This window comes from Streptosporangium oxazolinicum (assembly GCF_039537505.1).
In the GTDB taxonomy this organism is placed as follows: Bacteria; Actinomycetota; Actinomycetes; order Streptosporangiales; family Streptosporangiaceae; genus Streptosporangium; species Streptosporangium oxazolinicum.
Genome location: NZ_BAABAQ010000004.1, coordinates 105,462 through 117,487 on the forward strand (window position 1 = coordinate 105,462; position 12,026 = coordinate 117,487).

Annotated in this window: 10 protein-coding genes; 5 read left to right on the forward strand and 5 right to left on the reverse strand. The window is 72.6% G+C overall.

The genetic code is table 11. The features are described 5' to 3' along the window. The first annotated feature begins 253 nt into the window (after positions 1–253). Together ABD817_RS13425 and ABD817_RS13430 are read left to right on the forward strand one after the other, a co-directional pair. A complete protein-coding gene (locus ABD817_RS13425; protein ID WP_344918198.1) occupies positions 254–1,048 on the forward strand; it encodes a PadR family transcriptional regulator in 795 nt (264 codons plus the stop codon). A 7-nt stretch (positions 1,049–1,055) separates the two neighbouring features. Continuing rightward, complete coding sequence (locus tag ABD817_RS13430) at positions 1,056–1,631, forward strand: DUF1707 SHOCT-like domain-containing protein (RefSeq protein WP_344918199.1); 576 nt, start codon at positions 1,056–1,058, stop codon at positions 1,629–1,631. A gap of 67 nt (positions 1,632–1,698) precedes the next feature. On the opposite strand, the gene mug is transcribed toward ABD817_RS13430, so the two are convergent. From mug to ABD817_RS13450, 4 genes are all read right to left on the reverse strand, one after another. After that, a complete protein-coding gene (gene mug / locus ABD817_RS13435) occupies positions 1,699–2,283 on the reverse strand; it encodes a G/U mismatch-specific DNA glycosylase (RefSeq protein ID WP_344918200.1) in 585 nt (194 codons plus the stop codon). A 172-nt stretch (positions 2,284–2,455) separates the two neighbouring features. Beyond that, positions 2,456–4,954 carry a polynucleotide kinase-phosphatase gene (locus ABD817_RS13440; RefSeq protein WP_344918201.1) on the reverse strand — a complete coding sequence of 833 codons (2,499 nt, stop codon included), beginning with the start codon at positions 4,952–4,954 and terminating at the stop codon, positions 2,456–2,458. Beyond that, positions 4,947–7,211: a 3' terminal RNA ribose 2'-O-methyltransferase Hen1 gene (locus ABD817_RS13445; RefSeq protein WP_425583333.1), complete on the reverse strand. Its 2,265-nt coding sequence runs from the start codon at positions 7,209–7,211 to the stop codon at positions 4,947–4,949. The genes ABD817_RS13440 and ABD817_RS13445 overlap by 8 nt, the downstream gene beginning before the upstream one ends. Positions 7,212–7,513: 302 nt before the next feature. After that, complete coding sequence (locus tag ABD817_RS13450; RefSeq protein ID WP_344918202.1) at positions 7,514–8,437, reverse strand: LLM class F420-dependent oxidoreductase; 924 nt, start codon at positions 8,435–8,437, stop codon at positions 7,514–7,516. A gap of 148 nt (positions 8,438–8,585) precedes the next feature. Here ABD817_RS13450 and ABD817_RS13455 point away from each other — a divergent pair, with 148 nt between their 5' ends. The 3 genes from ABD817_RS13455 (at position 8,586) to ABD817_RS13465 (ending at position 10,771) form a co-directional block, all read left to right on the forward strand. Then, a complete protein-coding gene (locus ABD817_RS13455; RefSeq protein WP_344918203.1) occupies positions 8,586–9,647 on the forward strand; it encodes a glycoside hydrolase family 18 protein in 1,062 nt (353 codons plus the stop codon). Positions 9,648–9,749: 102 nt separating this feature from the next. Beyond that, positions 9,750–10,523 carry a Clp protease N-terminal domain-containing protein gene (locus ABD817_RS13460; RefSeq protein WP_344918204.1) on the forward strand — a complete coding sequence of 258 codons (774 nt, stop codon included), beginning with the start codon at positions 9,750–9,752 and terminating at the stop codon, positions 10,521–10,523. 2 nt (positions 10,524–10,525) lie between these two features. Further along, a complete protein-coding gene (locus tag ABD817_RS13465) occupies positions 10,526–10,771 on the forward strand; it encodes a hypothetical protein (RefSeq protein WP_344918205.1) in 246 nt (81 codons plus the stop codon). Between the two features lie 42 nt (positions 10,772–10,813). Here ABD817_RS13465 and ABD817_RS13470 read toward each other — a convergent pair whose 3' ends face one another. Continuing rightward, entirely contained in the window at positions 10,814–11,851 is a 1,038-nt protein-coding gene (locus tag ABD817_RS13470) for a TerC family protein (RefSeq protein WP_344918206.1), read from the reverse strand. Between the last annotated feature and the right edge of the window lie 175 nt (positions 11,852–12,026).

Consider the following 12,026-nt stretch of genomic DNA (forward strand, 5'->3'; position numbering starts at 1 on the left):
GCGAGACGAGCCCCTCGACCCTCCGTCGCAGGCCCGGCCGCCCCGGCCACTCCGGCCCGCTCGCGGAAAAGTCCCAGCTCAACGGCGTACGGACTCGACGGAGAGGGGGGAGGCGTACTCCCAAAAACCTCTAACGATCATATACACCCCAGAACCCCTATTTCGTGACATGAGGTTGCCATCAGAATGTTCTCGATATATCTTTGAAGCATCGAGAGCGATCAAAAGACGATCGCGGCATGGAGGTAACGAAATGACATCGTCCAACGCGATGGGCGGCCCCTGGGCCGGATTCGGGTCCCCGGAGGTCAGGCGCGAGATGAAGCGCGCGGCCAGGGAGGCCTGGCGGCAGATGGCCGCCGGATGGCACGAGGGCGGCCCGGAGCACGGCCCCCGCGCGCCGCACCACACGCACCACGAGCACCACGAGGGTGGGCCGCACGGGCACCGGCACCGCGGTCACCGCGGCCCCTTCCCCTTCGGCGGCGGGTTCCCCTGGGACTTCAGCCGGGGCGGCAGGGGGGGCAGAGGCCCGTTCGGCGGGGGCCCCTTCGGCGGGCCGCCGTTCGGGCGCGGGCGCAAGGCGAAGCGCGGCGACGTCCGCGCCGCGATCCTCGCCCTGCTCACCGAGTCCTCGCACAACGGCTACCAGATCATCCAGGAGATCGAGCGGCGCAGCGAGGGCGGCTGGAAGCCCAGCCCGGGAGCGGTCTACCCGGCCCTGCAGCAGCTCACCGACGAGGGCCTGGTCCTGTCCGAGGAGAACGAGGGACGCAAGACCTTCAGCCTCACCGACGCCGGGCGCGCCTACGTGGCCGAGCACCCCGAGGAGGTGCGCGCCCCGTGGGAGGAGATGACGCCCGAGGTCGACGACAGCACCTGGGAGCTGATGGACATCACCCGCCAGTCGGGGTTCGCCATGCTCCAGATCCTGCAGACCGGCAGCGATACGCAGATCCGGCAGGCGAAGCAGACCCTGGTCGAGACGCGCCGCAGGCTCTACCAGATCTTGGCCGACGGCGACACCGGCGACACCGGCGAGGAGTGACCCGACCATGACCCCCCGAGACGACCTCCGCATCGGAGACGCCGAGCGTGACGCGGCGATGGAGTCCCTGCGCGAGCACTACGTGCAGGGCCGCCTGACCCGTGAGGAGCTCGACGAGCGCCTCGAACTGACCCTGTCCGCGCGGACGGGCGGCGAGCTGGCCCGGGTGAGCGCGGACCTTCCCGGCCCGCGCGACCCCCGGCCGGAGGAGTCCGAGAACACCTGGGGTCCCTGGGGCGCGGGAGCCCCCTGGGGTCCCGGTGGGGGACCGTGGGGTCCGGACGCGCCGTGGGGTCCGGGCCGGGGGCACCGCGCGCACACCCACCCCTGGGGCCACCACCGGCCCGGAGGCCGCCGTCACCACCCGGGCTGGAGCCACCACCGCATGGGCCACCGCGGCGGGCCGCCGTTCTTCCCCCTGGTGATCCTGGTGATGGTGGCCGGGGTGCTGATCGGCGGGTTCGGGGTGCTCAAGTTCATCTTCTTCGCCTGGCTGGTGATGGCGGTGCTGGCCATGCTCCGCCGGGGGCGGGGACGCTCCAGGATGCGCTCCGGCCGGGTCGGCCCCCCGGCCGCGTTCTGATCCGCTTCCGTTCCGTCTCCGATCGGCTCCGGGCGAGCGCGACCCGCCGCGCGCTCGCACCGGACGGTCAGGCGAGCGACTCCCGCAGCCGCCGCATCTCCCCGGCGATCCCGTCCAGCGTCCAGTGCGCGTTCAGGCCGCTCGGGTTGGGCAGCACCCACACCGCCGCGCCGCCGATCCGGGACCCCTGCGGCCCGATCACGGCCTTGGGCACGCCGAACGCCTGCCGGTAGGCGGTCACCCCCGCCACCGCCAGCGCCTTCGGCCGGACCTCCGCGACCAGCCTCACCAACCGCTCTCCGCCCGCGCGGAACTCCTCGGCGGACAGTTCCGCCGCCCGCGCGGAGGGCCGTCGCACCACGTTGGTGATACCCAGCCCGTACGAGGGAAGCAGGTCCTGCTCGGCCGGGGACAGCAGCCGGGGGGTGAAGCCCGAGCGGTACAGCGCGGGCCAGAAGCGGTTGCCGGGGCGGGCGAAGTGGTGGCCGGTGGCCGCGGAGTACAGGCCGGGGTTGATCCCGCAGAACAGCACGTCCAGCGAGGGCCCGAGGACGTCCTCGATCGTCGTCTCCGCGGCCGCCTCGATCTCGGCGCGGGTCGGCCGGGCCGTGGCCCGCGCGGGCGGGGTACTTTCCTGGTCCTGGGACGGCACGAGGCGAACCTAGCCCATCTTCCCGGGTGTTCGCCCCCTGCTCTCCCGTTCCCCGCCCGTGGTCCCCGGCGTCGGCGGGACCGGCCGCCGGGGACCACGGGCAGGGACCACGGGCAGGGACCACGGGCAGGGACCACGGGCAGGGACCACGGGCAGGGACCACGGTCGGGGACTACAGGCGGGGATCGACCGGCTCGGACTCCAGGGCCAGCACGGCGAAGACCGCCTCGTGCACCCTCCACAGCGGCTCCCCCTCGGCCAGCCGGGAGAGCGCCTCAAGTCCCAGCGCGTGCTCGCGCAGGGCGAGCGAGCGCTTGCGGCCCAGGAACCGGTGGCGCAGGACGTCCAGGCTCTCGGTGTAGTCGGGACCGTAGATGATCCGCATGTACTCCCGCCCGCGCACCTTGATCCCGGGCTGCACCCGGCTCTGCCCGTCCAGTCGGTCCAGCGGCTTGACGACCATGCCCTCGCCGCCCTCGGCGGTCAGCACCGTCCACCAGTCCGTGGCCGCCTCCGTGGACTCCGGCGAGGTCAGGTCCGCGAACACGTGCCGGGTCGGCGCGATCAGCGGGTCGTCGAGCCGGGACAGCAGGTCCAGGTGCCAGGAGTGCGGCTCCTGGATCGCGGTCGCCCGGCCCTCGCAGGCGAGGATCTGGAACGGTGCCAGGCGAAGGCCCTCCAGCCCGGAGACAGGCCAGCAGTAACGTGCATATGCCTGCCTGAAACGGGCAGCGTTGGTGGAGCGGCGTCGGGTGCGGTCCAACAGATCGCCCACATCCAAACCGCGCCCGGCCGCCGCCTCCAGCACTGTGATCGCCTCGGGCAGCACCGTGCGGGCCGCGGCACCCACCGACGCGTACTGGCCGCGGATCAGCCCCTCGGCCTTGGCCGACCAGGGCAGCAGCTCGCAGTCGAGGGCGATCCAGCCGGACCCCAGCTCCTCCATCAGCGGCGCGCACACCCGCCTGAGCCTGTCGACCAGCTCGGTGGTGTCGGCGAAGAACGGCCTCCCGGTACGGGTGTAGACCGCCCCGGAGGTGCCGTCGACGATCCCGAACCGCGCCGCCGCCACCTCCGGGTCGGCGGCCAGCACGGCCACCGCCCGCGAGCCCATGTGCTTCTCCTCGCACACCACCCGGGTCACCCCGGCCGCCGCGAACTCGGCGAACGCCTCGGCCGGGTGCTCCAGGTAGCCGTCGAGGCGGGAGGTCTCCGGTGGCGCCATCGTCGGCGGAAGGTAGACCAGCCAGCGCGGGTCGACCGCGAACCGGCTCATGATCTCCAGCGCGGCGGCCGAGTTCTCCTCGCGGATCTTGATGCGGCCACCGCCGTGGCGCACCTCGATGTGGCGGGTGCCCCGCACGTCGTCGACGGAGAGCAGGCCGGGGTCGCGGTGGCCGGGGGCGGTCAGCGGCTTGACCGGCTCGTACCAGACACGCTCGGCGGGCACCGAGACGATCTCCCGCTCCGGGTAGCGCAGCGCGGTCAACCGCCCGCCGAAGACCACCCCGGTGTCCAGGCAGATCGTGTTGTTGATCCACTCGGGCTCGGGAACCGGGGTGTGGCCGTAGACGACCATGGCCCGGCCCCGGTACTCGCGCGCCCAGGGGTAGCGCACCGGCAGGCCGTACTCGTCGGTCTCGCCGGTGGTGTCGCCGTACAGCGCGAAGGAGCGGACCCTGCCGGAGGCGCGGCCGTGGTAGTCCTCCTTGAGCCCGGCGTGGGCGACGACGAGCCTGCCCCCGTCGAGCTGATAGTGGCTGATCAGCCCGTCCATGAAGGCCAGCGCCTCCCGCCTGAACCCCTCCGGCTCGGCGGCCAGCTGGTCCAGCGACTCCTGGAGGCCGTGGGCCACCCTGACCTTGCGGCCGTTGAGCGCGCGGGCCAGCTTCTGCTCGTGGTTGCCCGACACGCACAGCGCGGTCCCGGCCGCGACCATGCCCATGACCAGCCGGAGCACGCCCGGCGAGTCGGGCCCCCGGTCCACCAGGTCGCCGACGAACACCGCCGTCCTGCCCTCGGGGTGCACCGCGCCCGCACCGCCGGGGTCGACCTCCCAGCCGAGGTCGCGCAGCAGCGCCTCCAGCTCGGCGCGGCAGCCGTGCACGTCGCCGACGATGTCGAACGGGCCGGTCAGCTCGCGCCTGTCGGTCCACGCCCTCTCGGTGACGACCGTGGCGGCCTCGATCTCCTCGGCCCCGCGCAGCACGTGGACCCGGCGGAAACCGTCACGGGAGATCTTGCCCATCGAACGGCGCAGGTCCTTACGCTGCCTGGTGACCACGCGCGCCCCGAAATCCCGGTCGGGCCTGGTCTCGTTGCGCGCGACCGCCAGCTCCTCCGGCACGTCCAGGACGATCGCGTCGACCAGTACGTTGTGCGACTTCGCGAGCTCGATCAGCGTCTTGCGCGCCTCCCACTGGACGTTCGTGGCGTCCACGACCGTGAGCAGCCCGCGCCGCAGGCGGGTGCCGACGATGTAGTGGAGCACGTCGAAGGCGTCGGGGGTGGCGGCCTGGTCGTTCTCGTCGTCGGCGACCAGGCCCCGGCAGAAGTCGGAGGAGATCACCTGGGTCGGCGCGAAGTGCCTGGCGGCGAAGGTCGACTTGCCGCTACCGGACACTCCCACGAGCACGACCAGCGACATCTCCGGTACGGCGATCTCAGTCATCTCCACCTCCCGCGTCTCCCGCGTCTCCCGTGCCCACCGGCCCATCCGCCCTCACGGGACCTCCCGTGCTCACGAGCCCTTCCGTGTCTTCCGTGCTCACGGAACCACCAGCGTTCACGGGACCTCCCGTGCTCACAGAGCCTTCCGTGCCTCCCGTGCTCACGAGCCCTTCCGTGCCTGTGGAGCCCTCCGTACTCCCGCAACCTGGACCGGGAGCGGGGGCGGCTGACGCGCTCGTGGGCTCTTCCGCGCCCGCGAGGCCGAACAGGGCCATCTGGGTGGGCGGTCCCACCTCGGGGTCGTCGTCGCCGATCGGCAGGAACGCGACGCGGTAGCCGTACTCGCCGCACACCTTCGCCGCCCACGCGCGGAACTCGGCGCGGGTCCACTCGAAGCGGTGGTCGGGGTGGCGCATACCGCTCAGGAACTCGTAGCGGACGTTGTGCTCGGCGTTGGGGGTCGTGACGATCACGTGCCCCGGCCGGGCGGCTCCGAAGACCACCCGCTCCAGCGCGTCCAGGCGCGGCGGATCGACGTGCTCGACGACCTCCATCAGCACCGCGGCGTCATACCCGGCGAACCGCGGGTCGGTGTAGGTCAGCGCGCCCTGGAACAGCTCCAGCCGCTCCCTCCGGCGCTCGGGCATCCGGTCGAGCCTCAGGCGCCTGGCCGCGAGCGCCAGTGCATGGGCGGACACGTCCACCCCGGCCACCCTGGTGAGGCGGGGCCGTTCGAGCAGCGCCCCGACCAGGCGGCCGGAGCCGCATCCGAGGTCGATGACGGTGCTCGCGCCCAGCCCGTCCAGCGTGGCGAGCACGGCCTCCAGGCGCAGCGCGTTCAGTGGCCGCCTGGCGGCACCCGTCTGCGCCTCCCCCTCGGCAGGAGGGGCATCGGCCGGGAGGACCTCGTCCGGCGCGCCGGTTCCGCCGAAGGTGGTGGCGGGTGTACCGGGGGGCGCCCCCGCGACGGGGCCGTCCCCCGGTACGGCGGAGGTCTCCGCCGCGAGGCTCCCCGCGACGAAACCCCGCTCGGCGGTGCTTTCCCCGCTTTCCCCGCTTTCCCCGACGGAACTTCCCGCGACGGGACTCTCGTCGGCGGAACCCTCCTCGATGGAGCCCTCCTCGACAGGGTCTCCCCCGGCGGAGCCCTCGATGGCGGGGTCGGCCGCGGGGTCCTCCTCGACGGGGGGTTCGAGGTCCTCCTCCACGTCGTCGCCGATCTCGGCGAGGCGGGCGAAGGCGGTGCGGGTGAGGGCCCAGCGACGGCCGAGGTAGCGGCGGGTGATCAGACCCCGGTCGGGGTGGGCGGCCAGCCACGACGCGCCCGCTTTGATCAGCTTGTCCACCTCGTCGGGGGCCACCCAGTAGTGCTTGGCGTCGTCGAGCACCGGAAGCAGCACGTAGAGCTGGTTGAGCGCGTCGGCCAGGCGGACCTCCCCGCGCAGCACCAGCCGCACGTAGCGGGAGTCGCCCCACTCGGGGAACTCCTCGTCCAGCGGCAGGGCGGTCGCCTCGACACTCCAGCCCAGCGGTTCGAACAGCCGGTGCGCGAGCTCGGGACCGCCCTTGCACGGCAGCACGGGCAGGGTGATCTCCAACGGGATCGGACCGGCGGCCAGCTCGGGACGGCTGTGACAGCGTCCGGTGCGCGCCGTGCGGAACACGTCGGCCAGCGCCACGGCCAGCAGCGACGACGCGGCGTAGGGCCGGTCGTTGACGTACTGGCCCAGCGTGTAGTCGGGGGTGGACCGGTCGCGCGAGCGCACCAGGCGGATCGGGTCGACGTCGAGCATCAGCGCGGCCGTGCAGCGCTCCTCGCCCGCCTCGGGGTAGAGGACGCGTGCCACGCCGTACGACTGCCCGAACTCCTGGACCCGGTCGGGATGCTTGTGCAGCAGGAACCCGAGGTCCGTGGCGGGTCGCAGGGTGGTGGAGATCGTCAGCAACACCCGGTTCAGTGTGCCGCACGCCGACCGGGACGGCCATCGGTTAACGGCCCAGACCAACACGACACGACCATCGGCTGACGGTTCCGGATCCACCCGGCACGACCACCGGCCGTGGACGGCACGGTCCGGGTCGTCGCGGGAGGTCCCCGAATGGGGGATCCCGCAGGCCGGGGACGCCGCGCCGCGCCCGCCGGACAGCGCGGCGTCCCCGGCCCGGATCGCCAGGCCGGTGCCGAACCGGATCCGGGCGCCCCGAGGCCGCGGCTCCACGTACTCGGCGATCTTCGCCGCGGGCAACGGGTCCACCACCGCGTCGACCTGGATGTCGACCTGGATGGCGTCGCCGGTCAGCTCGTTCGGCCAGGATCAAGGGCTCCGGGACCGCGAGCGCCCGCCGGGGCGGCTCGCGGCCGGGTGCGAGCCGGTCCGCGACCGGCTCGCCCGTGGGCGGCGCGCACGCACGCCGAGCCGGTCCACCGGTGACAGGCGCCTCCCCGCCGAGCCGGTCCACCGGGTCGCCGATGACACGGTGACCGTGGGCACCGGGGAGGGACCGGGGAGGAGCGGCCTGCCCGTGAGCGGTGACGCCGAGGCCCATGGCCTACCGTGGCCTACACGTGGGGCAGGATCTCGTCCGCGATGAGCTCCAGGTGGTCGAGGTCGTCCAGGTCCAGCACCTGCAGGTAGATCCGCTCGGCGCCCAGCTCGGCGAACCGGCCGATCTTCTCGGCCACCTCGGCAGGGGTGCCCGCCAGGCCCGTCGCGCGCAGCGCGGCGAGGTCCTGCCCGATCCTCCCGGCCCGCCGCGCGATCTCCACGTCGTCGGAACCGACGCAGACGACCTGCGCGGCGGAGAGCACGATCGGCTCCCTGCCCTCGGCCTCGCACGCCTTCCTGACCCGGTCGAAGGCCTCCGAGGTGTCCTCCGGGGTGCGGAACGGCACGTTGTACTCGTCGGCGAACCGGGCGGCCAGGCGCGGGGTGCGCGTGGCGCCGGTGCCGCCGATGATGATCGGCGGTTTCGGGCTCTGCGCGGGCTTGGGCAGCGCGGGCGAGTCGGCCAGCCTGTAGTGGGCGCCCTCGAAGGAGAACGTCTCCCCCACCGGCGTGGTCCAGAGCCCGACCAGTATCTCCAGCTGCTCCTCGAACCGGCCGAACCGCTCGCCGATCGGCGGGAACGGGATACCGTACGCGATGTGCTCGGCGTCGTACCAGCCGGTGCCCAGGCCCAGCTCGACCCGCCCGCGGCTCATCTGGTCGACCTGGGCCACGCTGATCGCCAGCGGGCCGGGCAGCCGGAAGGTGACCGGCGTGACCAGGGTGCCGAGACGGATCGTGGAGGTGTCCCTGGCCAGGCCCGCCAGAGTCGTCCAGGCGTCGGTGGAGCCGGGCCCCGGGTCGCCGGGCCAGATCTGCATGTAGTGGTCGGAACGGAAGAAGGCGTCGAACCCGAGCCGCTCCGCGGCCAGCGCGACCGTCAGCAACTCGTCGTACGTGGCACCCTGCTGCGGTTCAGTGAAGATCCTCAACTTCATGAGAACCATTATCCGGGCACTCCGGACGGCATCCGCAGAAAGCCCGCGCCGTGGCGGGAACGCTTGCTAACGTTCTGCCCTCTGACGCAACGGGTAGCGGATCGACCACTCATAGCGATCACCCCTTGGCCGTCGAGGAGGGGATCCCATGCCTGTGGCGACCGACCGCCCCGACACCCGCCGGACCCGCGAGCCCGGCACTCCGCCCCGGCCCCTCGTCGTGCTCGCCTCGATCCTGCTCGCCACGGGCACCGGGACCGCGATCTGGCTGCTGCCCCCCAGGGCGCAGGGCGAGTGGGCCGCCGCCGACCGGATCGAGCCGAGGGCGACGCCCTCGGGCCCGGCATCAACGACAACGGCCGAGCCGTCGCCCACACCGGCGGTCGCGCGCCCGTCGGGGTTCGTGACGTTCGTGGACGCGGTCCGCGAGCCGCGCTTCAACCTGTCCAGGGAGGCCAGGAGAAGCCAGGTGCGCTGGTTCACGCTGGGCCACCTCACCGCCGGGCAGAAGGGCTGCGTGCCCAAGTGGGGCGGGCTCCAGGAACAGGGCGGCAATCCGGTCGCCAACCGGCTCGCCCCGCTGCGCGCCGCGGGCGGGAACGCGGGCCTCGCCTTCGGCGGTCCCACGGGGCGCGAGCTCGCCTCGGCCTGCTCCGATCTCGCCAGGCTCACCGCCGCCTACCGCCGGGCGATCGGCGCCTTCGACGCCACCTACATCGACTTCGAGGTCCACGCCCCGACGGGTGAGGCCACCGTGCTGCGGCGGGCCAGGGCGATCGCGGCCCTGCAGCGCGAGGCCGCCCGCGAGGGCCGTTCCCTCACGGTGAGCTTCACCCTCCCGGTCACGAGGACCGGCCTGTCCTCCGGTGACCAGGCGATGCTCCGGGCCACCCGGTCGGCGGGCGCCGAGATCGCCGCCGTCAACCTCCTCGCGCCCGTCGACAGCGTCCCGGGATCCGGAGGCCGCCTGCGCCCGATCGCCTCGGCCGTCCGCGCCGCGCACCCGCAGATAGCCCGTTCCCTGGGCGAGAGCGCCGCCTGGAACCGGATCGCCCTGACACCCGTACTGGCCGGGTCCGGCGACCTCACGCGGCTGGAGGCCCGCAGGCTCGCCGCCTTCACCAGCCGCAACCACCTGGCATGGCTCTCCACCAGGGGCGCCGCCCTCTCCCCCGGCATCACCCGCTTCCTCACCGGCGCGACGCGCTAGACGGAGGACGCGCTAGACGGAGACGGACAGTCGCTGGACAAGCGCCTCCTTTGGGGTTATCAATGAGCTATAACCCTCCTGTAACCCCATAGGGGAGATGCAATGCCGAAGATCAATATCTACCTGCCGGACGAGCTGGCCGAGGCGGTGAAGAAGGCGGGCGTGCCGGTCTCCGCCGTGTGCCAGCGGGCTCTGGAGCAGGCCGTACGGCGGGTGACCGCCATCCGCGAGACGGCGCTCGGCGCCCCCGACCTCGACGACCTGACGGCGCGCCTCACCCAGTTCACCTCGAGGGCCCGGGAGGTGGTGAAGCTGGCGGTGGAGCAGGCGAGGGCCCTGGGCGCGGCCGAGGTCGGCACCGAGCACCTGCTGGGCGGCATGCTCGCCGAGGGGGGCAACCTAGCGCTCCAGGTTCTCGGCGCCCTGGAGATCGACCCCGAGGAGGTGCGCCGTCGCCTGGACCGGCTCGGCCTCGACGCAGCGGCCACGGCCGGTGCCGCCGAGACCGAGCTCACCTTCGGGGGGTCCGCGGCGGCGGCCCTGGAGATGACCGTCACCGAGGCCACCTCACTCGGCCACAACTACGTCGGCTGCGAGCACCTGCTTCTCGGGCTGATCGCCGAACCGGACGGGGCGGCCGGGCGCATCCTGCGGGAGCTGGGTGCCGAGCACCGGCTCACCCGCCACGCGGTCTCGGCCGCCCTCGCCGGATACGTCCACCTGCGCGCGCAGACACGGAGCGCCGCCGCCCCTTCCCCGGCCCTGCCCACCGGCGCGGCGAGCGCCCTGTCGGCGGCCGTACGCGAGGAGTTGCGGCCCGTCCTGCTCAGGCTCGAACGTCTGGAGGAGCGCCTCGGCCCGGCGGACGAGACGTAGCCGTGGGCGTGATCGTACGTCTGGCCGTGTTCTCAGCCGTGGGCGTGATCGCGCGGCTGGTCACGGGGGTGGTCGTCGGCGTGCTCGTGGGGATGGGCTCGGGCGTGCCCGCCGGGGTGCTGGCGGGCATGAGCGCGGGCGTGAGCGTGAGCGTCCTGTGCGCGTCCCGAGGGCGAACGTCACCGGGTACTCCGCGTCGGCGGGCTCTGCCCTCCGCGCCCGATGACTTCCCGATGACTGCTCGGTGAGGGCGTACGCCGGAGGAACGGACCTCCGGCGGGTCCTGTCCGTCAGTGTCCCGGTCGCGAACGGGGTTCGCGTTCGGCGGGTGAGGGGGCGGGCTTGGCGTCGCGGCGGTTGGCGTGCACGCTCGTGATCGTGACGGTGAGCAGGACGGCGATGATGAACCCCAGTGAGGCCAGGGTGGGGATTTCCGGGACCCATGTCCAGATGCCGTGTGCCCAGTGCAGGACGAGTTTGGTCCCGATGAAGGCCAGGATGAGGCTGAGCCCGTGGTTGAGGTGGCGCAGTTTCGTCAGGACGCCCATGAGCACGAAGTAGAGCGCTCGCAGGCCCAGCAGGGCGAAGGCGTTGGTGGCGAAGACGATGAAGGGGTCCTCGGTCACGCCGTACACCGCGGGCACCGAGTCGACGGCGAAGACGATGTCGGTGGCGAAGACGGCCACGATGGCCAGGGCCAGCGGGGTCAGGGCGCGGCGGCCGTTGTGGCGGACGGTCAGGAGGGAGCCGTGGTAGTCGTCGGTGACCGGCATGAAGCGCCGCAGCAGCCGGACCGAGCGCATGGCGGAGATGTCGACCTTCTGGTCCTCCCCGCTCAGTGCGTCCTTAAGGATCTTCCAGGCGGTGACGATCAGTATCCCGCCGAACAGCAGGAACGCCCAGGTGCCGCTCTGCAGGACGGCCGCCCCCAAGGCGATGAAGATCGCGCGCAGCACCAGCGCGCCGATGATGCCGTACAGCAGGACCCGCTGGGCCAGCGCGGCCGGGACCGCGAAGGCCGACAGCAGCAGCATGAACACGAACAGGTTGTCCACCGACAGTGACTTCTCCACCATGTAGCCGGTGAAGAACTCCGTCGCCACGCCGGATCCGAAGGCCCCCCACACGTAGACGCCGAAGATCAGCGGCAGTGCCAGGTAGAAGATCGACCAGCCCACCGCCTCGCGCATCCGCACCTCGTGCGGGCGCCGGGTCACCGCGAAGTCCGCGGCCAGCAGCGACACCAAAGCGGCCACGGTGATCGCCCACAGTTTCGGCGAGCCGATCGTTTCGAGATCGGCTGCCGACAGGATCGTCTCGGCGGGCATGAACCCTCCTCGAACGCGCTCGGCTGTTCGAGGTCTCCTTCGCCTGCGCCTGCGGGCGGCCGTCCGGGGACGTTGCGAAACGTCCGTACTGACCGGATCGGCTCTTGGGAAGTACTCCCCTCGTCATTCCAGGTTAGGCGGGTCCCCGGGCGGCTCCTCACCTCAGGGGGTGCTT